The following is a 26,574-nucleotide window of genomic DNA, read 5'->3' as shown; positions in this document are numbered from 1 at the left end:
TCGTCCCCTCGGGGCCGCGCCTTTCTCATCCGAGGATCACGTCCCCCGGATGCGGCCGGTCGCCGCCGTCGAAGGTGAACAGAAGCTCCGCCTCGGCCCCGCCGCGCCCGTCCAGGTCGATCCGGACCGCGCCGGTCTGCGGATCGTAGAGCAGCCGCGTGTCGGCCTGCCGCGCGACGCTGCCAAGTTCCGTATAGGCCATGTCGAGCCCCCCCTCGGCGACGCCCAGCAACTCGGCCTCGATCCAGATGCGGTCCTCGCCCCGGCTGTAATCCGTGACGATGTCGGCATCCGCCGCCCCGGCGGGCCCGGTGAAGACGAAGACGTCCGCCCCGGCCCCGCCGGCCAGCAGGTCGTTGCCGTCGCCACCCAGCAGGATATCGACGCCGGTGCCGCCCTCCAGCGTGTCGTCGCCGCTCTCGCCGCGCAGCCAGTCGTCGCCCGCGCCGCCGTCGAGCAGGTCGTCCCCCTTCCCGGCCCAGAGCTGATCGCGCCCCGCGCCGCCGCGCAGCAGGTCGTGATACCAGCCGCCGCCCAGATGGTCGTCGCCGTCGCCGCCGTCGAGCGTGTCGCGCCCGCCCTTGCCGATCAGCCGGTCGTTCCCCGCGCCGCCCTCCAGCAGATCATGGCCGCCGAGCCCGTCGAGCAGGTCGTCCCCCGCCCCGCCCGTCAGGTGGTCGTCGCCCTCGGTGGGGGTCGTCGAGACCTCGGGCTCCGGTTCGGGTTCCGGCGTCGGTTCGGGCTCTGGCTCGGGGGCAGGCTCCGGCTCGGGGGCAGGCTCCGGCTCCGGCTCGGGCTCGGGCTCGGGCTCGGGCGTGGGTTCCGGGGGCGGCGCAGGAACCGGTTCGGGTTCGGGCACCGGCTCCGGGTCCGGCACCGGCTCCGGCGCGCCCAGGTCCAGCGACACGGACCCGCCCGTGAAGGCGAATTTCTGCGTCACCACGATCGACGGCAGATCGAACGCGCCGGAATACCGGAACCCGCCGGTCTCGATGCCGATGCCCACATAATCGTAGCGCGGGTTGAGGATGTTGGCCCGGTGCCCGGCGCTGTTCATCAGCGACGCATGCAGGTTCGCGACGTCGTCCTCGAAGCCCGCCGGGCCTCGGATCGACTGGATCGCGATGTTCTCGGCCGACCCCCACCCGCCCGACAGGTCGAACCCTGCCTCGCGCATCCGATCCGCCGGGCGGCTCCCGCCCTCGCCCGCATGGTCGAACGTATCGGTATCGAGCATCCAGCGACTGTGATCCTCGGCCGCCGCGTTCAGGTCGAGTTCGAGCTTCAGCTCCCCCAACCCGCGCGCCAAACGCTCGCCGTTGATGAGGTCGAGCATCGCCCGTTCGAGATCGGTCGCAATCGACATGGCAGTTCCTCGTGCGGTGTCGCGCGACACGGTGACGGGAAAGCTGCACGGCGGAGCGGCAGGATTGTGGTGCGCGGGGGGAGACTCCCGCGAATTGTCCGCGACAAAGGCCAACGCTCGCGCGGACGGGGCCGGCGGGCCGCGACAATCCGCGGCCCGCCGCCCGGGATCAGCCGCGCAATTCGCCGCCCGTGGCCTTCGTGACCTTCTCGACCACCCTGGCCGCGACGGCCTCGATCTCCTTGTCGGTCAGCGTCTTGTCGGTCGGCAGCATCCGCACCGTCAGGGCCAGCGACTTGCGCCCCTCGCCCAGGCTCCCGCCGACGAACTCGTCGAAGACCCGCACCTCCGAGATCAGCGCCTTGTCGGCGCCCTGCGCCGCCTGAACCAGCTGCTGCGCCTCGACCCGGGCATCGACCACGAAGGCGAAGTCCCGCTCCACCGCCTGCAGGTCCGAGAGCGCGAGCGCCCCCCGCGACGTGCCCTGCGCCTTCGGGAAGGGCACCTCGGCGGGCCAGACCGTAAAGGCCACCGCCGGCCCCTTCACATCCATCGCGCGCAGCACCTTCGGGTGGATCTCCCCGAACTCGGCCATGACCTTCTTCGGCCCGAGGCAGATCCGGCCCGACCGCCCCGGATGCCACCACTCGGGCAGGTCGCGCAGGATCTGCGCGCGGGCCGGCGCGCCGATGGCGGCCAGAACGGCCTCGGCGTCGGCGCGCACGTCGAAAACGTCGACCGGCCGCCGGTCGCCATGCACACCCTTCGGCCCGGTATGGCCGACCAGCAGGCCGGTCAGCGACAGCTGCTGCTCCCCCGGCTCGCCGCCGTGGAAGGCGGCCCCGATCTCGAACAGCGCGAGGTCCGCGAAGCCCCGCGCCTGGTTGCGCGCCGCAGCCCGCAGCAGGCCGGGCAGCAGCGCGGGCCGCATGTGGCTCATGTCCGAGCTGATCGGGTTCTCCAGCCGCGTGGCATCGGACCCGCCGCCGAACAGCGCCGCCGCCTCGGCATCGATGAAGCTGTAGGTCACGCATTCGTCGTAGCCCAGGGCCGCCGCCGTCCGCCGCGCCATCCGCTCGCGCTGCTGCATCGGCGTCAGCACCGGGCGCAGCACCTGCGCCGGGCGCGCCATCGGCCGGCCCTCCAGCTTCGTCAGCGAGGCGATGCGCGCGACCTCCTCCACCAGGTCGGCCTCGCCCTGCACGTCGGGCCGCCAGGGCGGGACCGAGGCCATGTCACCGTCGAGCGCGAAGCCCAGCGCCTCCAGCGTGGCGCGCTGCGTCTCGGCGGGGATGGCCATGCCGACCAGGCTCTCGACCCGGCCGGTATCCAGCCGGTAGGCGCGGGACGTGTCGGGCACGGCACCGGCGACCACCATGGCCGAGGCCTCGCCCCCCGCATGGTCCAGGATCATCCGCGTCGCATGGTCCAGCCCCTCGGGCGTGAAGGCCGGGTCCACGCCCCGCTCGAAGCGGTAGCGCGCGTCGGAGTTGATCTTCAGCGCCCGTCCCGTCATCGCGATCTGGACGGGGTCCCAATATGCGCTCTCGACCAGCACGTTGACCGTGTCTTCGGTCACGCCCGACTGCGCACCGCCCATGACGCCCGCGATGCTTTCGGGACCCGTCTCGTCCGAGATCACCATCGCGCCCTCGGGCAGCGTGTAGTCCTTGTCGTCCAGCGCCGTGATCGTCTCGCCGCCCGCGGCGCGATGCACCCGCAGGTCGCCCTTGACCACGTCGGCGTCGAAGACGTGCAGCGGGCGGTTCAGGTCGTAGGTGAACCAGTTCGTCACATCGACGAGGAAGCTGATCGGCCGCAGCCCGATGGCGCGCAGCTGGTCCTGCAACCAGTCGGGCGACGGCCCGTTCCGCACGCCCCGGATCAGGCGAAGCGCGAAGATCGGGCAGCCGTCCCGCGTGTCCTCGTCGATGGTGACCTTGACGGGGCAGTCGAACCCGCCCTCGATGACCGGGCTTTCCAGCGGCTTCAGCGTCCCCAGCCCCCGCGCGGCCAGATCGCGGGCGATGCCGTGCACGCCCAGCGCGTCGGGCCGGTTCGGCGTGATCGCGATCTCGATCACCGGGTCGACCTTGGCCGGATCGTTCTCGGCCAGCCAGTCGGTGAAGCGCTGCCCGACCTCGCCCGAGGGCAGCTCGATGATGCCGTCATGCTCGTCCGACAGCTCCAGCTCGCGCTCCGAGGCCATCATGCCGAAGCTCTCGATCCCCCGGATCTTGCCGACGCCGATGGTGGTGTCGATGCCGGGCACGTAGACGCCGGGCTTGGCCACGACGACGGTGATTCCGGCCCGCGCGTTGGGCGCGCCGCAGATGATCTGCTTGACCCCCTCGTCGGTCTCGACCTGGCAGACGCGCAGGCGGTCGGCATCCGGGTGCTTCTCGGCCGATCTGACATGGCCGATCGTGAAGCCCCTCAGCTGGGCGGCGCGGTCCTCGACCCCCTCAACCTCGAGCCCGAGATCGGTGAGGGCCTCGGCAATTTCCGCCACCGTGGCGGAGGTGTCGAGATGGCGCTTGAGCCAGGACAGGGTGAATTTCATCGTCGAACGAGCCTCGAAGGTCAGCGTTGCGCCCGCCTAGCGCGACGGGCGGAAACATGGAACCGGAAAGGCGGCGCCAGGCGCGGCTTCCGGGCCTCCACAGCATCGATCCCCTCCGTCCGACAAGAGCCGATTTCCAGCTGCGCCCCGACGGCACGGCGATGTGGCGAGGCTCTCAGCTTGGCTCCAGGGTCTCCGGACGCGGCAGCCATGACCGGCCCGGAACAGACGCCGGGTCGCCGAAACCCGGCCCGGCGATCCGCGCCCGGACGTCGACCTCCGATGCGCCTGTCCCTCCCCGGGATCAAAGGTCGAACCCGACCCGCCACGCCTTCACCGGATGGCCGACCAGCACGTCGTCCACCGCCCCCTCGTTTACCCCGCCCTGCGCCAGATAGAAGGCCAGCGCCCGCGGGTTCGACTGCAGCACCGTCAGGTAAGCCCGTGCGAACCCGTCCACGGCCAGCGCGGCCTTCGTGGCCGAGATCAGCGCGGCACCCGTCCCGCGCCCGCGCAGGCCCGGATGCACATGCAGGTTGTCGATCAGCGGCGGGTCGCGGTCGGTCAACGCGCAGGAGAAGCCCTCGATGCCGTCGTCACCCTCCGCGACCAGCGTCAGTTCCGGCGACGCGAAACGGCGCGCCGCCCATTTCCCGCGCATCGCCCCGGGCAGCTCGTCGCGCAGGAAGTCGGCGGGCAACTCGCCCCCGTAACTGTCCTGCCAGGAGGCGAGGTGCAGCGCGCAGATCGCGTCCCGGTCGGCGGACGTCGCGCGGCGGATCACGGGCGCACCCCGTCCCCCAGCGCGACCCGCCCCGGCGTGACGACCGAGGCGCACCAGCCGCCGTGATGGCGCACGGCGCTGTAGCCGCCCCGGCCCAGCGTCTCCTCCATCCGCGAACAGGGCGCGCAGGGGCCGGTGATCCGCAGAACCGCTTCGCCCACCGCGACCTCCCGCCCGCGCAGCGCGGCGAGGTTGAGACCCGAGACGACGAGATTCCGCCGCAGCGCCTGCGGCGTGACCTCGCCCTCGCAGAGCGCGGCGATCACCGGAAGATGCTCCGCCTGGACCAGCGTCACGGCGCGCTTGCCCGGCCGGGAATGGTCCCCGTCGAGCCCGCCCTCCGCGATCTCGGCGGCCTCGACGGCAGCCATATCCGCCCGGCGCTCCGGCCGGAGCCCGATCCAGTCGATCCGACCGTGCCGCGCATGGGTCGCCATCAGCTCCGCCAGCGTCCTCACCGGGCAAAGACCGCATCAAGGATTCGCGCCAGTTCCACCGCGTCGGTCTCGTCAAAGGCGTCGGGAAGGTCGCTGTCGACGTCGAGCACGGCGATCAGCGCGCCCTCCCGGTCCCGCACCGGCAGCACGATCTCCGACCGGGTGGAGGAGGCGCAGGCGATATGCCCCGGGAAGGCGTCCACGTCCGGCACGATCTGCACCTCGCCCGTCCGCGCACAGGCCCCGCAGACGCCCCGCTCGAAGGGGATGACGAGGCAGCCATGCCCGCCCTGGTAGGGTCCGATCTTCAGCAGCCCGGGCGAGACGACGCGGTAGAACCCGGTCCAGTCGAAGCGGTCGTCGGCATGGTGCAATTCGCTGGCGACGGTGGCCATGAGGGCGACCGAATCGTCCTCGCCCTCGGTTAACGATTGGATCGCAGCGTTAATCTCCCGGTAATCTATGCGCCGCCCGGCGTCCGACGCATATCCGACCTCCGTCACCCGTGGATCACCCATCGATTTCCAGGGCGATGGCCGTGCCCTCCCCGCCCCCGATGCAGATCGCCGCGACGCCCCGGCGCGCGCCCCGCGCCTCCATCGCGTGCAGCAGCGTGACCATGATCCGCGCCCCCGAGGCGCCGATCGGATGCCCCAGCGCACAGGCGCCGCCGTTCACGTTCACGATGTCGGCGGGCAGCCCCATCTCGTGCATGAAGGCCATCGGCACGACCGCGAAGGCCTCGTTGACCTCCCACAGGTCGACATCGCCCACGGACCAGCCCAGCCGCTCCAGCAGCTTCCTCGCCGCCGGAACCGGCGCGGTGGTGAACAGCCCCGGCTCCTGCGCGTGGGAAGCATGGCCGACGATCAGCGCCCGCACCGGCAGCCCCTCCTTCTCGGCCACCGAGGCGGAGGCCAGCACCAGCGCCGCCGCCCCGTCCGAGATCGAGGAGGAATTGGCCGCCGTCACCGTGCCGTCCTTGCGGAAGGCAGGCTTCAGATGCGGGATCTTGTCGGGCCGCGCCGTGCCCGGCTGTTCGTCATGGGCGACGGAAACCTCGCCCTTCCGGGTGGTTGTCGTGTAAGTCGTAACTTCCCCGTCGAAGGCCCCGCTCTCGATGGCGCCCTGCGCCCGGCTGAGCGACCGCAGCGCGTATTCGTCCTGCGCCTCGCGGGTGAACTGGTAGGCCTCGGCGCAATCCTCGGCGAAGGTGCCCATCAGGCGGCCCTTGTCGTAGGCGTCCTCCAGCCCGTCGAGGAACATGTGGTCAACGGCAGCGCCATGGCCCAGCCGCGCGCCCCCGCGCATGCCGGGCAGCAGGTAGGGCGCGTTGGTCATCGATTCCATCCCGCCCGCGACCATGACGCCGGTCTGGCCAAGCGCGATCTGGTCATGCGCCATCATCGCGGCCTTCATGCCAGAGCCGCACATCTTGTTGAGCGTCGTCGCAGGCACCTCCTTCGGCAGTCCGGCGGCGAAGCCCGCCTGCCGCGCCGGCGCCTGGCCCTGCCCCGCAGGCAGCACGCAGCCCATCAGCAACTCCTCCACCCGGCCGGGCGCGACACCCGCATCGCCCAGCGCCGCCGCGATCGCCGCCCCCCCCAGCTGCGAAGCCGTCGCAGAAGAAAGCGCGCCCTGAAACCCGCCCATCGGCGTCCGCCGCGCCCCGGCGATGACGACCTTCTCCATGCCGCTTACTCCCTGTTAAGATTTTGGCCCTAGCACTCTACCCGAGAGCGGAGGCGGAGCGCCACCCAACCCTTAGGTAGCGGAGAGCTGCAGATGGAACTATCCCGCGCGACATATGGCGATATCCTCGCGCTCACCATCGAGGAGGAGCGTCTGGACGCCGCCGCCGCCCTGGCCTTCAAGGAGGAGATGCGCGACGCGACCGCTTCCCACAGGGGGCGCGTGCTGATCGACATGGGGCGCGTCAACTTCCTCGACAGCTCGGGCCTCGGCGCGCTGGTCGCGGGCATGAAGATGCTCGACGGGGGCCGCCGGCTGGAACTCGCGCGCTGCGGGCCCGTCGTCGACAAGGTCCTGCGGCTGACGCGCATGGACACCGTCTTCATCCTCCACGCGGAGCGTCCCTGGATGGCCGACGGGCAGGACGCGGCGTGAAGCGCCCGACACAGCACGGTCGGCCCGTCTTCACCGGCCGGATCGAGGGCACGATGGAGGCCGTCCGTTCCCATCTCATCGCCGTCGAAGTGGCCGCCGCCGAACGCCATATCGAAGAAGCGCGTCGCGCCGACATGCTGATCGTGCTGGGCGAGGTGCTCAACAACATCGTGGAGCACGCGCTGTCGGACGCCCCCGAGGGATGGATCGACTGCGCCGTCTCGCTGGTCGAGCGCGACCTCTCGATCGAGACCTGCGACAATGGTGCGCCGCTGCCCCCGACCCTCGTCTCCTCCGCCGCTCTCCCCGATGTCGGCGCGGAGGTGGAGACATTGCCCGAAGGCGGCTGGGGATGGTTCATCGTCCACAGCCTGACCGACGACATGACCTATGAGCGGCGCGACGGCATGAACCGGCTCTGCTTCTCGCTCAAGGGCAACCCGGCGGCCTTTCCCGCCACCGACCTGCGGACCCCGCGCGGCGTCTCGGCCCGATGAGGCGGCGGAGGGACGCGCGAAGCCGGGGGCGAAGACAGCGCGTCCGGCTCGGACTGCTCCCGCACTTGACGAGGGTTTTTCGTCGAGGCGCCCCCGGCCGTCCCGAGGCTGTGGCAGGCACGGCGTTTCCGATTCCATGTCCGCGCGCGACGCTCTAGCGTCGCCGCGACATGAAAAGGAGAGGCTGATGCGCGACTTCCACCTGCCGGGACGCTCCCCGGTGATGGCCACCAACGGAATGGTGGCCACGTCGCACCCGCTCGCCGCCCGGGTCGGCGTCGAGACCCTGGCGCGGGGCGGTTCCGCCGCCGACGCGGCCATCGCGGGCGCGGTCCTGCTGGGCCTGTGCGAGCCACAGATGACCGGGCTCGGCGGCGACTGCTTTGTGCTGGTCAAGCCTGCCGGGTCCGATGAGGTGCAGGCGCTCAACGGTTCGGGCCGCGCCCCGGCGGGGGCCGACGCCGCCGCCTTGCGCGCGGCCGGCCACCCCGCGATCCCGACCGGCTCGGCCGACGCCGTCACCCTGCCCGGCGCCGTCGACGCCTTCTGCACCCTGGCGGAGCGGCACGGGAAGCTCGGCCTCGCCGCCGTGCTCGAACCGGTGATCCCCTATTTCGAGCAGGGCGTCCCCATCGCCCCGCGCGTCGCCTTCGACTGGGCCGAGGCGGCGGCCAACATCCAGGCCAGCGCCCGCGACACCTACCTGCCCTGGGGCAGCGCGCCGACCGCCGGCACGCATTTCGCCCTGCCGGGCCAGGCCGAGGTCCTGCGCCGCATCGCCGCCGAGGGCCGCGCCGGCTTCTACGAGGGCGAGGTCGCCGCGGACATGGTCGCCGCCCTGAAAGCCGCGGGCGGATGTCACACCGAAGAGGATTTCGCCGCGACCGCCTGCGACTGGACCCAGCCGATCGAGGGCCCGATCGCCGGCGGGAACCTGGTCGAGCATCCGCCCAACGGCCAGGGCGCGACCGCGCTGCTGATGGCCAACATCCTGTCCCATTTCGATATCGCCGCGCTCGACCCGCTCGGCGCCCCCCGCGCCCATCTGGAGGCGGAGGCGGCGAAGCTTGCCTACGACGCGCGCAACCGCTTCCTCGCCGATCCGGATCACATGACCCGGCTCGACCACATGCTCTCGCCCGAGACGGCGCGCGCCCTTGCCGCGCTGATCGACCCCGCCCGGGCGATGGCCGCCCCGGCCGAGATCAGCGAGCAGGTCCACAAGGACACGATCTACATCACCGCCGTGGACCGCGACGGCATGGCGGTCTCGCTGATCTACTCGATCTTCCACAGCTTCGGCTCGGGCCTCGCCTCGGACAAGTTCGGCATCCTGTTCCAGAACCGCGGCGCGGGATTCACCCTGCAGGAGGGGCACGCCAACGAGATGGCGCCGGGCAAGCGCCCGATGCACACGATCATCCCCGCCATGCTGCGCGAAGAGGGGCGCATCACGATGCCCTTTGGCGTGATGGGCGGGCAGTATCAGTCCAACGGCCATGTCCGCTTCGTTTCGAACATGCGAGAGTTCGGGATGGACCCGCAGACCGCCATCGACGCACCCCGCGCCTTCGCCGACGGAGGCGTGCTGAAGGTCGAACGGGGCTATTCGGACGCCGTCCGCGCGGCGCTGTCCGACATGGGCCACACGGTCGAGATCCCGACGACCGCCATCGGCGGCGCGCAGGCGATCCGCATCCATCCAAGCGGCTATCTGGAGGGCGCGTCGGACCCGAGGAAGGACGGCTGCGCGCTGGGCTACTGACCCCCGCAGGGTGGGCATCCCCATGCCCACCCTCCCGCAGGCCTCAGACCCGCTCGATGGCGAGCGCGATGCCCTGACCGCCGCCGATGCACATCGTGATCAGCGCGCGGCGGCCGCCGGTCCGCTCCAGCTCGGCCAGCGCCTTGACGGTGATGATCGCGCCGGTCGCGCCGACCGGATGGCCCAGCGCAATGGCACCGCCGTTCGGGTTCACCCGCGCCGGGTCCAGCCCCAGCTCGCGGGTGACGGCCAGAGCCTGCGCCGCGAAGGCCTCGTTCGACTCGATCACGTCGAAATCCTCCGGTCCCAGGCCCGTCCTCTCGAACAGCGCGCGGCAGGCCGGGATCGGGCCGAGGCCCATGACCTCGGGCCGGACGCCCGCATGGGCATAGCCGAGGATGCGCGCCCGCGGCGTCAGCCCCCGCGCCCCGGCCTCGGTCGCCAGCACCAGCGCCGCCGCGCCGTCGTTGATGCCCGAGGCGTTGCCCGCGGTGACCGAGCCGCCCTTGGCGAAGGCCGGGCGCAGCCCCGCCAGCGCCTCGGCGGAGGTCGCCTTCGGATGCTCGTCGGTGTCGAAGGCCACCTCCTCGCGCCGCTTCTTCACCATCACCGGCACGATCTGCTCGGCAAAGCGGCCCTCTGCGATGGCCGCCGCCGCCCGCTCCTGAGACTGAAGGGCGAAGGCGTCCTGGTCCTCGCGCGAGATCGCGTGCTCGGCCGCCACGTTCTCGGCCGTCACGCCCATATGGCCGGTGCCGAAGGGGCAGTTCAGCGCGCCCAGCATCATGTCCAGCGAGCGCACGTCCCCCATCTTCGCGCCCCAGCGCGCGTCGGGCAGGATGAACGGAGAGCGCGACATCGATTCCGCGCCGCCGACCAGCGCGATCTCGGCATCGCCCAGCATCAGCGCCTGCGCGCCCGAGACGATGGCCTGCACCCCCGACCCGCAGAGCCGGTTGACGTTCATCGCCGGGACCTCGTCGGGCACCCCCGCCTGCCGCGCGGCCGCGCGGGACAGGTACATGTCCCGCGGCTGGGTGTTGATGACATGGCCGAAGACGGTCGTGCCGATCCGGTCGGGCGCGATGCCCGCCCGCTCCATCGCCGCGGCGGCAACGGTCGCGGCCAGGTCGATCGGCGGCGTCGCAGCAAGGCTGCCGCCGAAGGTGCCGATGGCGGTGCGCGCGCCGGAAAGGATATAGATGTCGGTCATGGAAGCCCCCCGCATCGGGGACCCTCGGCCCCCCTTCGGGGCCGGTTCTAGAGCGTCGGAGGGCCCCGGGGAACAGGGTCCGCCGCAGCGTCACGCGCTCAGCGCTTGCGGGCCTTGCCCATCAGCACGGAGAGGACGAATTTCAGCGGGTCGATCTCGGCCATTTCTGCGATCCTTGCCTTGCCCTTCGCGCCGGCGCCTACGCTCGCTGCGTTGCAGAATCGTGACGTTCAGACGAAGTCCTCGCAATGATATCCCTGCAAATGGAGCAACGCGGTCAGATCTCCATGGTTGATCCGCAAGGCCGCCTCGGCCTGGACGGCGGGCTTCGCGTGCAGCGCGACGCCCATGCCCGCGCGTTTGAGCATGCCGAGATCGTTGGCGCCGTCGCCCACGGCGATGGCGTCGGCGGGGGCGATGCCCATCGCGGAGGAGATCTCCTCCAGCGCCGCGACCTTGGCCTCGCGCCCGAGGATCGGCTGTCCGGGCTCACCGGTCAGCGCACCCTCTGAGACGAGCAGCGTGTTCGCCCTGTGCTCGTCGAAGCCCAGTCGCGTCGCGATCACCGAGGTGAAGGCCGTGAACCCGCCCGAGACCAGCACGGCGCGGGCGCCCTGGGCCTTCATCGTCGCCACCAGCGTCGCGCCGCCGGGCATCGGCGTGATCCGCTCGGCGATGACCTTGTCGATCACGCGCGCGTCCAGCCCGGCGAGCAGGCCGACCCGCTCCCGCAGGGCGCCTTCGAAGTCGATCTCGCCGTTCATCGCCCGGGCCGTGATCGCCGCCACGCGGTCGCCGACCCCCGCCTCGGCTGCCAGCTCGTCGATGCATTCCTGCCGGATCATGGTCGAATCCATGTCCGCCAGCAGCAGCCGCTTGGCCCTCCCCTCGGCGGGCACGACGTTCAGGTCGATCCCCAGGGCGTCCATCTCGCCCCGCGTCGCCTCCAGCGTGTCGGGGACGCGGTCGAGCTCGAACTCGGCCGCGTCGCCGGGCGAAAGCCAGCGCGCGTCGCGCCCGCCCCACCCGTTCCGCAGGGCTTCGACCAGAGGCGTTTCGATCCGGCCGGATCCGGGGGCGCAGGTCAGGACACAGGAGAACACGGGGAACCTCGGGCAGTTGGACGTGCCGCCCCGACTACAAGCTCGGAGCGGCTCAGGCGAGTCCCCGAAAATGTCTCCTTCCTGCCCGGCATTCCCGACAATCGGTGGACAAAGCGGTCACGTATCCCGGACCTTCGCCTTAACTCAACTTTCTTGAAATAAAGGTGAGAACTGGGCAAAAACAGCAAGATGTTGCCCCGAACGGTTCCTAGACACTGAGTCGTCACTCACCTGCAACATCAAGGACGCTCCCATGGCTCTCCTGATCCGCTCCTCCAGTTCGTTCCGCGTCGCCCGCACCGCAGCCGCGCTCGGCGTGTTTCTCTCAGTGACAATCGTTGCCGGCCTTAATGGCCAGGCTGCCCTCGCCGCCGCCCCCGCGCAGATCGAAGCGTTCGACGACCCACTCGTCACCCGGAGCCTCTGGCTCGCGAACGGGGCGCTGATCGCCATGCTCGGCTACCGGCTCTTCCCGCAACTCGTCCTCGGTGTCCTCCTCGTGCTCTGCGCGGGACTGGCCGCGACCGTCGTCGGGGTCTCCCCGGTGCTGGCGGCGATCACGGTCGCCGTCCTCCTCGCCTTCGGCCTCGACCTCCGGAAGCGGACGCTGATGGAGGACCGGATCGACCGCCGCCTGTCGCAGTTCCGCGTCATGAGCCGTCTGTGACGCCGGCCGGGCGCCAGGCCCGGCCCCGTCACCCTGCCTCCTGCCGCCTCGATCCCGGCGATCGAGGCGGTGGCCCCGCATCGTGCGAACGCTGCCGATGACCCATTGCCTTTGCATCTCGCCTCGCATACCGCTTGCGGCGGGACACCCCTCCCCAACGAGGGGCGCGTATCTGCAAGGGTAGACATGACAGACCTGACGAAGCCGGCCCTGCGGCCGGAAGACCCCCGTTTCTCCAGCGGACCGTGCAAGAAGCACCCCGGCTGGACCCCCGACAGCCTCGCCTCCGCCCCGCTCGGCCGCTCGCACCGCGTCGCCGTGGGCAAGTCGCGCCTGAAAGAGGCGATCGACCGGACGCATGCCCTGCTGGGCCTGCCCGACGACTACCGCGTCGGCATCGTCCCTGCCTCCGACACCGGCGCCTACGAGATGGCGATGTGGACCATGCTGGGCGCCCGCCCCGCGACCATGCTCGCCTGGGAAAGCTTCGGCTCCGGCTGGGTGACGGATGCCGTCAAGCAGCTGGGTCTCGACGCGAAGGTCATGGAGGCGCCCTACGGGCAGCTGCCCGACCTCTCCGCCGTCGATTTCGCCACCGATGTCTGCTTCACCTGGAACGGCACCACCTCGGGCGTGCGCGTGCCGGATGGCGACTGGATCCCCGCCGACCGCGAAGGGCTGACTCTCTGCGACGCGACCTCGGCCTGCTTCGCGATGGACCTGCCCTGGGACAAGCTCGACGTGACCACGTTCAGCTGGCAGAAGGTGCTGGGCGGGGAAGGCGGGCATGGCGTCATCGTCCTCGGCCCCCGCGCGGTTGCGCGGCTGGAGAGCTACACGCCGAAATGGCCGCTGCCCAAAATCTTCCGCCTGACCAAGGGCGGCAAGCTGATCGAGGGCATCTTCAAGGGCGAGACGATCAACACGCCCTCCATGCTCTGCGTCGAGGACTACCTCCGCGCGCTCGACTGGGCCGAGAAGGTCACGCTGCCCGGCCTGATTCGCCGCGCCGAGGACAGCGCGGGCGCGATCTGGGACTTCTGCGACGCCAACGACTGGATCGCCAACCTGGCCGAGGCGCCGGGGACCCGTTCCACGACCTCGGTCTGCCTGAAGTTCACGGCGCCGGACCTGCCCGACGACTTCGCCAAGCGCGTCGCCAAGCGGCTGGAGGCGGAGGGTGTGGCGCTCGACATCGCCAGCTATCGCGACGCCCCTCCGGGCCTGCGCATCTGGTGCGGATCGACCGTGGATCCGTCCGACGTCGCCGCGCTGATGCCCTGGATCGATTGGGCCTACCACGCCGAGCGCGCCGCCTGATTTCCCGAAGCGGTGGGCATCGTGATGCCCACCCGACCGCACCGCAGGCCGGGCATCGCCCTGCCCGGCATCCCCCAATTCCTCAAGGACCAGACCCATGGCCCCCAAAGTTCTCGTCTCCGACAAGCTGTCGGACACCGCCGTCCAGATCTTCCGCGACCGCGGCATCGACGTCACCTTCGACCCGAGCCTCGGCAAGGACAAGGACAAGCTCCTGTCCGTGATCGGCGAGTATGACGGCCTTGCCATCCGCTCGGCCACCAAGGTGACCGAGAAGCTGCTCGAGGCGGCGCCGAATCTGAAGGTCGTCGGCCGCGCCGGGATCGGCACCGACAACGTCGACAAGCAGGCCGCGTCGAAGCGCGGCGTGATCGTGATGAACACGCCCTACGGCAACATGATCACCACCGCCGAACACGCCATCGCGATGATGTTCGCCGTCGCCCGCCAGATCCCCGAGGCCAACGCCTCGACCCATGCCGGCAAGTGGGAGAAGTCGCGCTTCATGGGCGTGGAGCTGACGGGCAAGACGCTGGGCGTGATCGGCGCCGGCAATATCGGCGGCATCGTGTGCCAGAAGGCCGTCGGCCTCGGCATGAAGGTCATCGCCTACGATCCCTTCCTCAGCGAGGAACGCGCGACCGAACTCCGCGCCCGCAAGGTCGACCTCGCCGACCTGCTGGCGAAGGCGGACGTCATCACCCTGCACGTCCCCCTGACCGAGCAGACGAAGAACATCCTTTCGGCCGAGAACCTGGCGAAGACCAAGAAGGGCGTCCGCATCGTCAACTGCGCCCGCGGCGGCCTCGTCGACGAGGCGGCCCTGGCCGAGCTCCTGAAGTCCGGCCATGTCGCCGGCGCCGCCTTCGACGTCTTCGCCGAAGAGCCGGCGACCGAGAGCCCGCTCTTCAACCTGCCGAACGTCGTCGTCACGCCCCATCTCGGCGCCGCCACGACCGAGGCGCAGGAGAACGTCGCCCTCCAGATCGCCGAGCAGATGGCCGACTACCTGCTGACCGGCGCCGTCAGCAATGCGCTCAACATGCCCTCGGTCACCGCCGAGGAGGCGCGGATCATGGGGCCCTGGCTGAAGCTCGCCGACCATCTCGGCGCCTTCGTCGGCCAGATGACGGACGAGCCGATCGACGCGATCGAGATCGTCTATAATGGCGTCGCCGCCGACATGAACCTGGAGGCGATGAACTGCGCGGTCATCGCGGGCGTCATGAAGGCCACGAACCCGGACGTGAACATGGTCTCGGCCCCCGTCATCGCCCGCGAGCGGGGGGTGGAGATCAGCACGACGCGGCAGGACAAGACCGGCGTCTTCGACGGCTACGTCAAGCTGATCGTGAAGACGGCGAAGCGGGTGCGCTCGATCGCGGGCACCGTCTTCTCCGACGGCAAGCCGCGCTTCATCCAGATCAAGGGCGTCAACATCGACGCCGAGGTCGGCGCCCACATGCTCTACACCACCAACCGCGACGTGCCCGGCATCATCGGCACGCTGGGCCAGACCCTGGGCGACAACGGCGTCAACATCGCCAACTTCACCCTCGGCCGGGACGAGGCGGGGCAAAACGCCATCGCGCTGCTCTATCTCGACGACCAGCCGCCGGCGGCGGTGCTGGAGAAGCTGCGCGCCACGGGCAAGTTCCAAAACGTCGCCCCGCTGCGCTTCGACCTCTGACCCGCGCGAGGCCGCGCCCCCGCCCGGAGGGACGGGCGCGCGGCCTCCCCTTTCGATGCTCGGCAAATATGCCCGCCGGAGGCATCCGCCCTCACGGCACTCACAACGGCAGGAGACGGCGGGCTGCCTTCGACGGCGGGGGTCCGGGGGGCGTCCCCCGGCCGCCGGCCGTCAGAGCCCCGCTTCGGCGGCGATCTCGGCCCGCGACTTCCGCGCCCGCTCGGTCGCGGACTTGAGCTGCCCGCAGGCCGCCATGATGTCCTCGCCGCGCGGCGTGCGGATCGGCGAGGCATAGCCCGCCTGCATCAGGATCGTCGCGAAGGCACGGATGCGGTTGTTCGACGACCGGCGATAGGGCGCGCCGGGCCATTCGTTGAACGGGATCAGGTTCACCTTCGCGGGGATGCCGTCGAGCAGCGCGACCAGCCGGTGCGCGTCGTCGTCGCTGTCGTTCACCCCGTCCAGCATGACGTATTCGAAGGTGATCCGCTCCGAATTCGTGGCCTTCGGATATTCCTTCAGGGCCGCCAGCAGCGTCTCGATGTTCCAGCGCCTGTTGATCGGCACCAGCACGTCGCGGACGGCGTCGGTCGTGGCGTGGAAGCTGACCGCCAGCAGGCACCCGATCTCTTCGGCCGTGCGCGCGATCTCGGGCACGACGCCGGAGGTCGACAGCGTGATCCGCCGACGCCCCAGCGCGATGCCCTCGCCGTCCATGACGATCTTCATCCCGTCGCGCACGTTCTCGAAATTGTAGAGCGGCTCGCCCATCCCCATCAGCACGATGTTCGACAGAAGCCGCGGCCCCGACTCGCCGGTCCCCGTGCCCGGCTCGGGCCATTCGCCGAGGTCGTCGCGCGCGAGCATCACCTGCCCCACGATCTCGGCGGCGGTCAGGTTGCGGACCAGCTTCTGCGTGCCCGTATGGCAGAAGGAACAGGTCAGCGTGCAGCCCACCTGCGACGAGATGCAGAGCGTCCCGCGCCCCTCCTCGGGGATGTAGACCGTCTCGACCTCATGCCCGCCCGCGATGCGGATCAGGTACTTGCGCGTCCCGTCACCCGAGACCTGCCGCGTCACCACCTCCGGCAGGGCGATCTCGAAATGCTCGGCCAGGACGGCGCGGAAGGCCTTGGACAGGTTCGTCATCGCGGCAAAATCGCGCACGCCCCAATGGTAGACCCATTGCCAGACCTGCCCGACCCGCATCTTCGCCTGCTTCTCGGGCGTGCCCACGGCGATCAGTGCGTCGCGCAGCGCCTCACGCGTCAGCCCGACGATATTCCGCTTGCCTCCCTCCGCCTCGCGGCGGGGGATCGTCACGACATCCTGGGTGATCGGCGCTTTCATGGCAGGCTCCGGCGACGGGGGAAGCCCGCCATATAGGGAAGGCCGCGACGGAACTCAAACGCTGCCATCGCGGGGCGATCCGCGATGCGCCGCCGGTCGACCGGCGGCGGCCCGGCCTCAGCCGGTGCAGCGGCTCTCGGCGTCGGTGACGGCGGCCGTGAAGCCCAGCAGGCTGAACGTGTCCTCGGTCTGCGTACCCCGGCCCGACTGTCCCGTGACGACGGCCTGCGCCCCGCGCTTCATCGCGGAGATGATGCGCTCGTCGTCGGTGGGCGAGGCGGCCCAGGCCAGCTCCCCGTCGGTGAACATCTCGAAGCGGTCCGTCCCGATCTCCAGCACGACGGTCGAGCCGTCGGCATAGGGATAGCCGCCCGTCACCGAGACCTCGCCGTTCTTGTCGGACCCCGGCCAGTAGCTGACGAACAGGCGGATGTCGCCGCGGCGGGCCGCGACCTCCTGCCCGTCGCGCAGGTTGCGGATCGACTTGGGCGCCGAGACGATCCAGCACTGGGTCGGGTTGTCCTCGACGAAGACGGACCAGTCCGTCTCGGTGTTCACGCGGTTCGCGCTTTCCTGCGCGGTGGCCGGCAGGGCCAGGGTGGCGGCCAGGATGGCGGCGCCGAATACCTTGCGGATCATCTGTCGGTCGTGCCTCAACTCTCGAGCCGCAGCCAGCCGTCCCGGTTCTCCCGGGATCGTCTCCGGCCTGCGGTGTTCCATTCAACAGGGCGGAATGATAGCGCAGCCGCGCCGGGGCAGAAACCCCGTGCGGCGCAAAATCGCGGATGAGGATCGAGCCATGGCCGGAGATGTCGAACTTGTGAGGGTGGTCCGGGGCGACCTGGTCGAATCGGTCCATCGCGGCCATGCCGTGATCTGCGACGGCGCGGGAACGGTGATCGAGGCCTGGGGCGATCCGGCGGCGGTGATCTACCCGCGCTCGGCCTGCAAGATGATCCAGGCGCTGCCCCTGCTCGAGACCGGGGCGGGCCGCGACCTGACTTCGCGTCATCTGGCTCTGGCCTGCGCCTCGCACCAGGGCGCCGACATCCATGTCGACCTCGCCCGGAACTGGCTGGCCGACATGGGGATGGGCGACGACGACCTTCGCTGCGGGCCCCACATGCCCTATTCCGACGAGGCCTCCGCCACGCTGATCCGTGCCGGCGACAGCCCCTGCCAGGTTCACAACAACTGCTCGGGCAAGCATTGCGGCTTTCTGATGGTGGGCCGGCAACTCGGCGCCGGGCCGGATTATGTCGATCCCGACCACCCGGTGCAGCGCGCCGTGCGCGCGGCCTTCGAGGAGGTCACGGGGATGGAGAGCCCCGGCTACGGCATCGACGGCTGCTCGGCCCCGAACTTCGCGACCCGGCTCGACGCCTTCGCCGCGGCCCTGGGCCGCTTCGCGCGGCCCGGCTCCGACAGGCGGGGCGCAGCGATGGCGCGGCTGACCGCCGCCATGGCCGCCCATCCGGAGCTGGTCGCCGGCGAGACCCGGGCCTGCACCGACCTGATGCGCGCCATGGGCGGACGGGTCGCGGTCAAGACCGGCGCCGAGGCCGTCTTCGCCGCGATCCTGCCCGAGCAGGACCGCGGCATCGCGGTCAAGATCACCGATGGCGGCACCCGCGCTGCCGAGGCGGTGATCGCCACGCTGCTCATGCGCCTCGGCGCGCTGGACCCGCAGGCGCCGATCGCGCGCAAGCTGACCCATGGCCCGATCATCAACCGGCGCGGGATCGAAACCGGCCATCTGGAGGTCGCGCTCGCCTGACGGAGGCGACCGGAAGCCGTCAGCCCCGCCCCGCGCCCAGGGCGTCGGCCATCGCCGCCAGCAGCTCCGCCTTGCGGACCGGCTTCTTCTGGTGGCTCGCGAAGCCCGCCTCGCCGAGGCGGGCCTCGATCTCGGCACCGCTATGGGCCGTCAGCGCGATGACCGGAGCCGCGGTGCCGCCGCGCTCCTCCTCGAGGGCGCGAATCGCGGCGAGGGCCTCAAACCCGTCCATGCCGGGCATGCTGATATCCATCAGCACGAGATCAGGCCGCCGGTTGCGATAGGCGGCGACGGCGGTCGAGCCGTCCTCGGCCAGCTCCATCGCGTAGCCCTGCGGCGACAGCATCCGCTCCAGCAGGAAGCGGTTGGTGGCGTTGTCGTCCACAATCAGGATGCGGGGCCGAACGTCGCCCTCCACCGGCCCGCCCGCCTGCACGGCGCGCAGCGCGGCCAGCAGCTCCGCGCCCGCGACCGGCAGGTCCAGCCGCCAGCCGACCGACTCGGGCACCCTGTCGGACGGACCCAGCGCGACGGTCGGCACCCCCTCGGGCAGCTGCGGCGCAGCGCCCTCCCCGAAGGGCACGACCGCCACCGCCGCCTCGCGGGCGCGCGCCACGCTCACGCCCGCCGCCGCGAGGCGCCGGGCCAGCACGTCGCCCTGCACGCCGGTGTCCGGAGGCACGGCCAGCGCGGGCAGGTCCGGGCGCGCGGGCCAGTCCTGCGCCTGCCGGAACGGGATCGACAGGCGGAAGCGGCTGCCCGCCCCCTCCTCCGGGTCGGTGGCGATCAGCGTCCCGCCCATCCGTTCCGCCAGCCCGCGCGAGATCGTCAGGCCCAGCCCCGTCCCCTCGGCCTGCGGGCGCCCCGCATCGACCTGGGCGAAGGCCTCGAAGATGGTTTCGCGCTGGCCCTCGGGGATGCCCGGGCCGGTGTCGATCACGTCGATGACGACACGCACGCCCCCCTCGACGCGCGAAAGCACGGCGCGCACCAGCACGTGGCCCGCCTCGGTGAACTTGGTGGCGTTGCCCAGCAGGTTCATCACGATCTGCCGGATTCGCCCCGCATCGCCCGCGACGCGGGCCGGCGCGTCCAGCGGATAGTCGAGCACGACCTCCACCGGCCGCCCCTTCCGCGCCGCCTCCGAAAGGCGGATGCAATCGATCAGCAGCGCCTCGAGGTCGAAGGTCTCCTCCCGGATTTCGACCCGGCCGGCTTCGAGCTGCGAGACGTCCAGCGTGTCGCCGACGATCGTCAGCAGCGCCTCGGCGCTGTCGCGGATCGTCCGCGCGAAGGTCTGCGCCTCGGGGTCCAGATCCCGCTCCACCAGCATTTCGGACAGCCCGAGGATGCCGTTCATCGGGGTCCGCATCTCGTGGCTCATGCGGGCGAGGAAGGCCTGCTTGGCGCGCGCGGTCGCCTCGGCGGCGTCGCGGGCGGCGGCGAGGCTGTCCTCGCGCGCCTGTTCCTCGGTGAGGTCGATGGCGAGGCTGACCAGGTCGCCGTCGGGGGCGCGGTGATCCTGGAAGCGGATGGTGCGCCCGTCATAGGTGCGCAGGATCTGCGACCCGATCCGGTCCGCCTTCCAGCGCGCAAGCTGGGCCTCGACCCATTCGTCGGGCTCGCCGTCGAGCTCGAACGCGCCCTCCTCGGCGGCGACGCGGAACAGCTCTTCGGCCGAGGCGCCCGGTCCGATCTCGGAGGCGACGTCGAAGAGGCCCAGATAGACCGAGTTGGCCGCCACCAGCCGGGCATTCGTGTCGAACAGCGCGAAGCCGTCGCGCATCGCCTCCAGCGCGTGCCACAGGCGGCGGCGGGCGCGGTCGGCCTTTTCCGCAGCCTCCTTGCGCTGGGCGAGGATGGCGCGCTGGCGGTCGGTGAGGCGCAGGTTCGCCTCCCGCTCAGACAGGTAGCGCAGCGACAGCCGGTCGGCATTGGCGACCAGCGCGCGATAGGCGCGCGACAGCTCGGTCCGCGTCCGCTCCAGCGTGCGCTCGGCCGCGAGGCGCTTGCGGCGCTCCAGCGTGTAGCGGTCCTCGAGCGTGGCGCCATCCATGTCCTGCGATCACCCCAACGCGGCAGACCCGCCGTCCCGGGGTCGCGTCAGGTGTGGCAGCGACAGGTGAAGGCGACGTTAACCGCCGCCCGGTCCCGCCGCGCGCTCAGTTCAGGTCGACATGCAGCGGATAGGACCGCCCGTCGAAATCGCCGAACAGGTCGCCGATATCGGGATGCGTGACCGGCTCGCCGGAGCTGTCGAGCATCAGGTTCTGCTCGGAGACGTAGGCCACGTAATAGCTTTCCTCGTTCTCGGCGAGCAGGTGGTAGAACGGCTGGTCCTTGCGGGGACGCGCCTCGGCCGGGATGGCGTCGTACCATTCCTGCGAGTTGGAGAAGACCGCGTCGACGTCGAAGATCACGCCGCGGAACGGATGGCGCTTGTGACGGACGACCTCGCCCAGCGCGTATTTTGCCTCGTTGTGCATCATAGCATTGCCCTTTCCCCTGCCCCGTTCCTAGACCGCCGGGCCCGGACTTGTAAATCGGGCGCGCTGCGAATCGGCGGAAACACAGTGTGACAGTGGCCTTTACAGTCCTTCAGATCGTCGCGCCGGTCTTCCTTCTGGCCGCGATCGGCTTCGTCTGGGTGCGATTGGGGCTGGAATACGACACGGCGTTCGTTTCCAGGCTCGCGATGAACCTGGCCGTTCCCTGCCTTGTTTTCGTCGCATTGGCCGAAGGCGGGATCGAGGCCGAATCGGCCGGCCGCCTGACCCTCGCGGCGCTGGCGGCCTACGGGGCGGTCCTTCTGGTCTTCCTGGCGCTCTGCCTGCTGCTCGGCCTCGACCGGCGGACCTACTGGGCGCCGCTGGCCTTCGGCAATACCGGCAATCTGGGCCTGCCGCTCGCGCTGCTGGCCTTCGGAGAGACCGGGCTCGGCTATGCCGTAGTCGTCTTCTCGGTCACGTCGATCCTGCAATTCAGTCTTGGCGTCTGGATCGTGTCGGGCGGCGGCAATCCCGCGCGGGCCCTGCGCGAGCCGATGGTCGCGGCAACGCTTCTGGGTGCGCTGTTCCTCTGGCAGGGCTGGGCCGTGCCCGAACTCGCGCTGAACGCGCTGGGGCTGGTCGGCCAGATGGCCATCCCGTTGATGCTGCTGACCCTGGGGGTGGCGATCGCGCGGATGCGGCTGGCCGCCTTCGGGCCGGTCGCGGTGCTGTCGGTGGTCAAGCTGGCGGGCTGCGCGGCTATCGCCTGGACCGTGGGGCGGGCCTTCGCGCTGGAGGAGGTGCAGCTCGCCGTCCTCACCGTCCAGCTCGCCACGCCGGTCGCCGTGACCTCCTACCTGCTAGCCGTCCGCTACGGCGCCGAAGCGGAGCCGGTGGCGGGTCTCGTCGTGGTCTCGACGCTGATGTCCGTGGCAGCCCTGCCAGCCCTGCTCGCGCTCTTCGTCTGACCTGCTTGGCAAAAGGCGGATGACCGGGCTAACCTGCCGCCAATCAGGTCCCAGAGAATGGCCGAGCAGTTATGACCAAACGCCTCATGCAGATCCTCTGCCTGTTGCTTCTGACCGCCTGCGGGGGCGGCGGCGGCTCGGGCAGCGCACCGCGCAACCTCGACAACGCCTGTTCCATCCTGGACCAGCGGCCCGGCTACCTCAGGGCCTTCAAGGCGACCGAGCGCAAATGGGGCGTGCCCGTCCATGTCCAGATGGCCACGATCTACCAGGAATCGAAGTTCATCGCCGATGCCCGCACGCCGCTGCGCTACGCGCTGGGCGTCGTGCCGATCGGGCGGCAGAGCAGCGCCTTCGGCTATTCCCAGGCGCTGGACGGCACCTGGAAGGAATATGTCGCCGACCAGAGGGCGCGCCGCGCCCGGCGCGACGACATCCGCGACGCGACCGATTTCATGGGCTGGTACATGGCCGGGACGAATCGCGCGCTGGGCATTCCGCTGACGGATGCGCGCAACCAGTATCTCGCCTATCACGACGGACGGACCGGCTACACGCGCGGGACCTACCGCGCCAAGCCCTGGCTGATTCGCATCTCGGGCGAGATCGAGGCGCGCGCCGCGATGTATCAGTCGCAGCTCTCCTTCTGCAGCTGAACGCCTCCGGCGCCCGTCAGCCCTGCCGCATCAGCGACGCCGCGATCGCCTCGGCCAGCCCTGTCTGACCGGAAGAGGTCACGGCCTCGGCCTGCGCGGTCCTGAGGAAGCCCTCGAAGGGCGAGTCGGTCCCCGCCATCCCGGGCGGGCCGGTCCCGGACGCCTTCAGCATCTCGGCAAAGAGCAGCGCCTCGAGCTGCCGCGCCTGCTCCAGGATCCGCTGCGCCTTGGGGTCCGGGGCGGGCGGAGCCACCAGTCGCGTGGCGCCCGTCGGGTCGCGTGTCGGGTCGGTCGGGAACATCTCGCATCCTTTCTCGGCGCGCGGGGCGCGGTCTGCGCCTCTCCGGCGTCCCCAACCGTAACGGACCGGCGGTAAAGGCTTTCGTAACGGGATGCGGCCTAGATGCCTCCGAACCAGCCAGAACGGAGGATTCGTGGACCCGCTCGCCCCCCTCTCGCGCCTCGGCGCGCCATCCGGCCAGACTGCCGCCGACGGCCAGCCCGCCGATCCGTCCGGGGCGCAACTGTTCCGCAAGGCCCTCGCCCTCCTCCGCCCTCCGCCTGACCAGCGCGCCGCCCCGTCGAGGGCCGGCGACGGCCCCGACCCGCTTGACCCAGAGCCGTCGGACACGGAAAGGGCCGACAAGGGGGAAGAGGCCGCGACCGCCGCTCCGACGGGGGAGGGGGAGACCGGCCAGGCGAAGGGCGACATCGCGGGTCATGCCGCCACCGCATCGCCTCACTCCTCTGCCCAGGGCCCGACCGCCCCGGCCTCCGCGCTCCCCGACGCGCCCCGCGGGGACTTCCTCGCCTCGGCGGCGAAACCCGTCCCCGGCACCCAGCCCGAAGCGGCGCAAGCGGCCTCCACCGCCATCCGCCCCGCCTTCCCCGGCGCACCGGATGCGCAGATTTCCCCACCCCCGACGCCGCAGCCTTACAGGCCCGCCATCGGGGACAAGCCCCGGCCGGAAGCCGGAGTCCCGTCGGCTGATCGCACAGCCAGTCAGGACCGGGAGGGGTTCCAGCCGACCTCGCCGACAACCGCAACGCGCGACGCAACCGGCGCGCTTGCCGGGCGGACCGACCGCGCCGGGCCCGCGCCCGCCGGCAGCGAGGCATCGCGGCCCAACCCGGGCATGTCGTTTGGTGCACCCGTCCCGATCCCGGCGCGCGCGCAGCCCGATGCCACCGCCTGGCCCGGCCATCTCCCGACCGCCTCCGCCACTCGTCTGCTTTCCGACCCAGTCCCCGGCGGCGCCCTCCGGGGCAGTCCCGTCGCCGACGGGTCCGCCCCGGCCCTCGCGCCGGACGTGGCGGACGGCAGATCGTCCCGGCCCAACCCGCCCGAGGCCCGGACCGGCCCGACCGCCATCGACCGGGCGGGCGGGCCAGTGACCGCAGCTCCCCTTGCCGCCACCGCGCCCGCCCAGTCCGGGGACCAACCGGCGCTGGCGACCCCAATGGCCCCGCCCCGCCCCGTCGAGCCGGGCATGTCCGGCCGGGCCATCGGATCGCCAACCCCGACCACAGCCCTCGCCTCCGCCTCCGCCCCCGCGCCCGGCGTCGACGGCCAAGCCCACCCCGCCCTCGGCGTCCGTCCGGTCCGGAGGTCCAATGCCGGCCCCGAAGCGGCGAACCCCCGTACCGCCACCGGCCAGCCGGCACGAACAGAGCCGCCCTCGACCGCCCTCCAGCCAGGCGCACGGCGGCCGAGCCAGATCGCCTCGCCGGCCGCGGTCGCCCTCCCCGTCGCCACCCGTCCTGATCCGGTCGCAGCTACGGTGCGGACCACCCGCTTCCCCGCGCCGGCCGGAACTCCCTTCCGGCCCGTCGCCGGCGATGGCGGCACGGCGCGCCAGGCCCCAGCGGCCCGATCGACGCCCGACGCGCCGGTCCCCGCTGCTCCAGCGACCTCCGTGCCCCCTGCCGGGGCCTCCGGCGCGCCCAGCGCCGCGGCAGATGTCCGGGGACCGGCCCCCTTCCCCTTTCCGCTGCCGACCGGCCGACCAGCGGCCGAGCCCGCCCGAGGGCCGGCGTCCTCGTCACAGCCGTGGTCTGGGATTCCTCCGACCATCCCCGAGCCCTCCTCCCCGATGCACGCGCTGGTTCAGGCCCAATCCGCACCGATGCCGTCGGCCCGCCACGTGGAGGCAGCCACCAGCCTCGGCGCCCCGACCCCGTCGCCCGCCACGCCCGCAAGCGCCATCCGGACCACGGCCGAGCCGGGCACAGGGACGTCCGACGGCGCCCCGGCGCGCCCCGATCAGCCGGCGCGCTTGGCCTCGGCGCCCTTCACCCTCCGCGGGACCGGGCCGACCCCGGGCGCGACTCGCCTCACCGCGGGCGTCGCAGGAGGCACCGCACCGCGACCGACAACGGCACCCACCTTCGCGCAGCGCGCCCAAGCGGAGGTGAGCGGCGCCGATCCCGTTCCCAGCGGATCGGACCTTGCCAGATCCCGCCCCTCTTTCCCTCGGACCGGCTCGGCCGATCCGCACTCCGCCCGCCGCACCGGTGCGCCCCCCGCCCCGCAGGGCGCCATCGCGACAAGCCCCGGCGCGGAGGTCCCGCATGTGCCCGCCAACGGGGGCGCGCCTTGGGCGACGCAGCCCGAAGGCGCGGTGCGCCCCGCCTCCCCCTTGATGTCAGGAAACGGTTTGGCCGTCGGAGATGCGCGACCGACCCGGCCCGGCCGGACGACGTCTGCGGATGCCACAACCCCGCGCCCTCTCGAGGCTCCCGGCGGAGCCGAAGGACGTCCCGGTCAGGTCCCGGTCGGGGTCGCGGCGCACGCACCTGCCGGGGCAAGGACCGCCGGCGCCCGCGCCGCGCAGCCCCCGCCTGTCGCCCCGGCGACGACAGCCACGCCGCTGGAGCGGCCCACCAGCCGCCCCGAACCCCGCGCCGCGGAGCACTTGCCCCCGACCGTGCCGCTTGCCGTGCCCACGGCGCTGGCCTCCACCCAGCGCGCCATGTCGCCGCCCGGCGAAGCGTCGATCCCGGCCAGCAACTCGCGCGCCCCTGCGGACCAGGGTGCTCCGACCGTCGCGCTGGCCGCGTCCCGCCCGGTCTGGCCGGATGACCGTGGTCCCCGCGGCTCCGCTGGCGCCGCGGCGACCCATACCGTCCCGCCGCACGCGCCTCCGGGCGACGGCATCGCCCTTCGCACCGACGGGGGCCCGCCACCGGCGCAGGATCCCGGCGCGCGCCGGGATCCGGTCGTGTTCCCATCCGCCCCGCCTGCGGATCGACTCGCCCCCGACCCGCGGCCCTTGGCCGACGGGCCGCAGGCCGACGCCGCCCCGGGCCTGCGCCCAGGCGACGCCCTCGCGCCGCCCCGGGGCGAGCCGCCGGTGACGCAGGCGGCGCTGCCCGCCGCGCTCGACACCCGCGTCCGGACGATGATCGAGCAGATCTCGACCCGGCCCCGGCAGGCCTCCGAAGGCAGCCTGCAGACCGAGATCGAGCTCTCTCCGGCAGAGCTGGGGCGTCTGCGGATCGTCCTGCGGGACACGGCGCAGGGGCTCCACATCCAGATCGCCGCCGACCGGCCCGAGACGCTGGACCTCGTCCGACGCCATGTCGACGGACTTCAGCGCGCGCTGGCATCCGACGGCGCCGTGCTGGCCGGGCTCGACCTGTCGGGCGGCGGCACCGCGCGCCGCTTCCCAGGCGCGCCGCAGAACACCGCCTCCGCCGCCCCGGACGGGGACACGCCGACCGCGGCAGCCCCGGTCGCGGCGGTGCCTTCCTCCTCCCCGTCGGGCGGTTCGCGCCTCGACATCCGCCTCTAGGACCCCGC

23 protein-coding genes are annotated in these 26,574 nt (G+C 71.6%); 10 read left to right on the top strand and 13 right to left on the bottom strand.

Annotated features, from left to right (window positions below):
- Positions 1–25 precede the first annotated feature (25 nt).
- The 6 genes from DR046_RS06070 to DR046_RS06045 all read right to left on the bottom strand — a co-directional run bounded on the left by DR046_RS06070 (position 26) and on the right by DR046_RS06045 (position 6,842).
- The gene (locus tag DR046_RS06070) at positions 26–1,366 is read right to left on the bottom strand and encodes a CAP domain-containing protein (RefSeq protein ID WP_115380980.1); all 1,341 of its coding nucleotides are present in this window, start codon (positions 1,364–1,366) and stop codon (positions 26–28) included.
- Between the two features lie 169 nt (positions 1,367–1,535).
- Positions 1,536–3,929: a phenylalanine--tRNA ligase subunit beta gene (gene pheT, locus DR046_RS06065; protein WP_115380978.1), complete on the bottom strand. Its 2,394-nt coding sequence runs from the start codon at positions 3,927–3,929 to the stop codon at positions 1,536–1,538.
- Between the two features lie 304 nt (positions 3,930–4,233).
- On the bottom strand, positions 4,234–4,713 hold the full coding sequence (locus DR046_RS06060) for a GNAT family N-acetyltransferase (protein WP_115380976.1): 480 nt from the start codon (positions 4,711–4,713) through the stop codon (positions 4,234–4,236).
- Entirely contained in the window at positions 4,710–5,171 is a 462-nt protein-coding gene (locus tag DR046_RS06055; protein ID WP_245190824.1) for an MOSC domain-containing protein, read from the bottom strand. Before DR046_RS06055 ends, DR046_RS06060 begins: the two co-directional genes overlap by 4 nt.
- Entirely contained in the window at positions 5,168–5,668 is a 501-nt protein-coding gene (gene msrC / locus DR046_RS06050) for a free L-methionine (R)-S-oxide reductase MsrC (RefSeq protein ID WP_115380974.1), read from the bottom strand. Before msrC ends, DR046_RS06055 begins: the two co-directional genes overlap by 4 nt.
- Complete coding sequence (locus DR046_RS06045; protein ID WP_115380971.1) at positions 5,661–6,842, bottom strand: acetyl-CoA C-acyltransferase; 1,182 nt, start codon at positions 6,840–6,842, stop codon at positions 5,661–5,663. Before DR046_RS06045 ends, msrC begins: the two co-directional genes overlap by 8 nt.
- Before the next feature lie 93 nt (positions 6,843–6,935).
- Between DR046_RS06045 and DR046_RS06040 the strand changes: the two genes are divergently transcribed.
- From DR046_RS06040 to DR046_RS06030, 3 genes are all read left to right on the top strand, one after another.
- Complete coding sequence (locus DR046_RS06040; RefSeq protein WP_115380969.1) at positions 6,936–7,277, top strand: STAS domain-containing protein; 342 nt, start codon at positions 6,936–6,938, stop codon at positions 7,275–7,277.
- Positions 7,274–7,774 carry an ATP-binding protein gene (locus tag DR046_RS06035; RefSeq protein ID WP_115380967.1) on the top strand — a complete coding sequence of 167 codons (501 nt, stop codon included), beginning with the start codon at positions 7,274–7,276 and terminating at the stop codon, positions 7,772–7,774. Before DR046_RS06040 ends, DR046_RS06035 begins: the two co-directional genes overlap by 4 nt.
- Positions 7,775–7,961: 187 nt before the next feature.
- Positions 7,962–9,539, top strand: coding sequence for a gamma-glutamyltransferase family protein (locus tag DR046_RS06030; RefSeq protein ID WP_115380965.1), 1,578 nt, complete (start codon positions 7,962–7,964; stop codon positions 9,537–9,539).
- Positions 9,540–9,582: 43 nt separating this feature from the next.
- Here the strand turns inward: DR046_RS06030 and DR046_RS06025 are convergent, their stop codons facing one another.
- The gene (locus DR046_RS06025) at positions 9,583–10,752 is read right to left on the bottom strand and encodes an acetyl-CoA C-acyltransferase family protein (RefSeq protein ID WP_115380963.1); all 1,170 of its coding nucleotides are present in this window, start codon (positions 10,750–10,752) and stop codon (positions 9,583–9,585) included.
- A 230-nt stretch (positions 10,753–10,982) separates the two neighbouring features.
- Positions 10,983–11,855 (bottom strand): phosphoserine phosphatase SerB, encoded by an 873-nt coding sequence (serB, locus tag DR046_RS06020; protein ID WP_115380961.1) that lies wholly within the window; start codon positions 11,853–11,855, stop codon positions 10,983–10,985.
- Between the two features lie 253 nt (positions 11,856–12,108).
- Here serB and DR046_RS06015 point away from each other — a divergent pair, with 253 nt between their 5' ends.
- From DR046_RS06015 to serA, 3 genes are all read left to right on the top strand, one after another.
- The gene (locus DR046_RS06015) at positions 12,109–12,522 is read left to right on the top strand and encodes a hypothetical protein (RefSeq protein WP_115380959.1); all 414 of its coding nucleotides are present in this window, start codon (positions 12,109–12,111) and stop codon (positions 12,520–12,522) included.
- 186 nt (positions 12,523–12,708) lie between these two features.
- Positions 12,709–13,842: a phosphoserine transaminase gene (locus tag DR046_RS06010; protein ID WP_115380957.1), complete on the top strand. Its 1,134-nt coding sequence runs from the start codon at positions 12,709–12,711 to the stop codon at positions 13,840–13,842.
- A gap of 97 nt (positions 13,843–13,939) precedes the next feature.
- A complete protein-coding gene (gene serA, locus DR046_RS06005) occupies positions 13,940–15,532 on the top strand; it encodes a phosphoglycerate dehydrogenase (RefSeq protein ID WP_115380955.1) in 1,593 nt (530 codons plus the stop codon).
- 171 nt (positions 15,533–15,703) lie between these two features.
- Here the strand turns inward: serA and rlmN are convergent, their stop codons facing one another.
- Positions 15,704–16,882 carry a dual-specificity RNA methyltransferase RlmN gene (gene rlmN / locus DR046_RS06000; RefSeq protein ID WP_115380953.1) on the bottom strand — a complete coding sequence of 393 codons (1,179 nt, stop codon included), beginning with the start codon at positions 16,880–16,882 and terminating at the stop codon, positions 15,704–15,706.
- Positions 16,883–16,999: 117 nt separating this feature from the next.
- Complete coding sequence (locus DR046_RS05995; RefSeq protein WP_115380951.1) at positions 17,000–17,521, bottom strand: invasion associated locus B family protein; 522 nt, start codon at positions 17,519–17,521, stop codon at positions 17,000–17,002.
- A gap of 160 nt (positions 17,522–17,681) precedes the next feature.
- Between DR046_RS05995 and DR046_RS05990 the strand changes: the two genes are divergently transcribed.
- Positions 17,682–18,659 (top strand): asparaginase, encoded by a 978-nt coding sequence (locus DR046_RS05990; RefSeq protein WP_115380949.1) that lies wholly within the window; start codon positions 17,682–17,684, stop codon positions 18,657–18,659.
- A gap of 19 nt (positions 18,660–18,678) precedes the next feature.
- Here the strand turns inward: DR046_RS05990 and DR046_RS05985 are convergent, their stop codons facing one another.
- Complete coding sequence (locus DR046_RS05985; protein WP_115380947.1) at positions 18,679–20,715, bottom strand: ATP-binding protein; 2,037 nt, start codon at positions 20,713–20,715, stop codon at positions 18,679–18,681.
- A gap of 106 nt (positions 20,716–20,821) precedes the next feature.
- Positions 20,822–21,148: a heat shock protein HspQ gene (gene hspQ / locus DR046_RS05980; protein ID WP_115380945.1), complete on the bottom strand. Its 327-nt coding sequence runs from the start codon at positions 21,146–21,148 to the stop codon at positions 20,822–20,824.
- Between the two features lie 86 nt (positions 21,149–21,234).
- Here hspQ and DR046_RS05975 point away from each other — a divergent pair, with 86 nt between their 5' ends.
- Both DR046_RS05975 and DR046_RS05970 read left to right on the top strand, forming a co-directional pair.
- The gene (locus tag DR046_RS05975; RefSeq protein ID WP_115380943.1) at positions 21,235–22,116 is read left to right on the top strand and encodes an AEC family transporter; all 882 of its coding nucleotides are present in this window, start codon (positions 21,235–21,237) and stop codon (positions 22,114–22,116) included.
- A gap of 71 nt (positions 22,117–22,187) precedes the next feature.
- On the top strand, positions 22,188–22,772 hold the full coding sequence (locus tag DR046_RS05970) for a transglycosylase SLT domain-containing protein (protein WP_115380941.1): 585 nt from the start codon (positions 22,188–22,190) through the stop codon (positions 22,770–22,772).
- Between the two features lie 16 nt (positions 22,773–22,788).
- Here DR046_RS05970 and DR046_RS05965 read toward each other — a convergent pair whose 3' ends face one another.
- Complete coding sequence (locus DR046_RS05965) at positions 22,789–23,073, bottom strand: flagellar biosynthesis protein FlgJ (protein ID WP_115380939.1); 285 nt, start codon at positions 23,071–23,073, stop codon at positions 22,789–22,791.
- Between the two features lie 2,626 nt (positions 23,074–25,699).
- On the opposite strand from DR046_RS05965, the gene DR046_RS23555 reads away from it, so the two are divergent.
- Positions 25,700–26,566, top strand: coding sequence for a flagellar hook-length control protein FliK (locus DR046_RS23555; RefSeq protein ID WP_167766928.1), 867 nt, complete (start codon positions 25,700–25,702; stop codon positions 26,564–26,566).
- Positions 26,567–26,574 lie beyond the last annotated feature (8 nt).

The organism is Jannaschia formosa, from assembly GCF_003340555.1.
Classification (GTDB): domain Bacteria; phylum Pseudomonadota; class Alphaproteobacteria; order Rhodobacterales; family Rhodobacteraceae; genus Jannaschia; species Jannaschia formosa.
This window is presented reverse-complemented; position numbering and strand designations above follow the sequence as displayed.

Bases quoted from the DNA above. Each gene is read 5' to 3' on its own strand.
- DR046_RS06070 (WP_115380980.1), bottom strand. From the start codon at position 1,366: ATGTCGATTGCGACCGATCTCGAACGGGCGATGCTCGACCTCATCAAC.
- pheT (WP_115380978.1), bottom strand. From the start codon at position 3,929: ATGAAATTCACCCTGTCCTGGCTCAAGCGCCATCTCGACACCTCCGCC.
- msrC (WP_115380974.1), bottom strand. From the start codon at position 5,668: ATGGGTGATCCACGGGTGACGGAGGTCGGATATGCGTCGGACGCCGGG.
- DR046_RS06045 (WP_115380971.1), bottom strand. From the start codon at position 6,842: ATGGAGAAGGTCGTCATCGCCGGGGCGCGGCGGACGCCGATGGGCGGG.
- DR046_RS06040 (WP_115380969.1), top strand. From the start codon at position 6,936: ATGGAACTATCCCGCGCGACATATGGCGATATCCTCGCGCTCACCATC.
- DR046_RS06030 (WP_115380965.1), top strand. From the start codon at position 7,962: ATGCGCGACTTCCACCTGCCGGGACGCTCCCCGGTGATGGCCACCAAC.
- DR046_RS06025 (WP_115380963.1), bottom strand. From the start codon at position 10,752: ATGACCGACATCTATATCCTTTCCGGCGCGCGCACCGCCATCGGCACC.
- DR046_RS06015 (WP_115380959.1), top strand. From the start codon at position 12,109: ATGGCTCTCCTGATCCGCTCCTCCAGTTCGTTCCGCGTCGCCCGCACC.
- DR046_RS06010 (WP_115380957.1), top strand. From the start codon at position 12,709: ATGACAGACCTGACGAAGCCGGCCCTGCGGCCGGAAGACCCCCGTTTC.
- serA (WP_115380955.1), top strand. From the start codon at position 13,940: ATGGCCCCCAAAGTTCTCGTCTCCGACAAGCTGTCGGACACCGCCGTC.
- rlmN (WP_115380953.1), bottom strand. From the start codon at position 16,882: ATGAAAGCGCCGATCACCCAGGATGTCGTGACGATCCCCCGCCGCGAG.
- DR046_RS05995 (WP_115380951.1), bottom strand. From the start codon at position 17,521: ATGATCCGCAAGGTATTCGGCGCCGCCATCCTGGCCGCCACCCTGGCC.
- DR046_RS05990 (WP_115380949.1), top strand. From the start codon at position 17,682: ATGGCCGGAGATGTCGAACTTGTGAGGGTGGTCCGGGGCGACCTGGTC.
- DR046_RS05985 (WP_115380947.1), bottom strand. From the start codon at position 20,715: ATGGATGGCGCCACGCTCGAGGACCGCTACACGCTGGAGCGCCGCAAG.
- hspQ (WP_115380945.1), bottom strand. From the start codon at position 21,148: ATGATGCACAACGAGGCAAAATACGCGCTGGGCGAGGTCGTCCGTCAC.
- DR046_RS05970 (WP_115380941.1), top strand. From the start codon at position 22,188: ATGACCAAACGCCTCATGCAGATCCTCTGCCTGTTGCTTCTGACCGCC.
- DR046_RS05965 (WP_115380939.1), bottom strand. From the start codon at position 23,073: ATGTTCCCGACCGACCCGACACGCGACCCGACGGGCGCCACGCGACTG.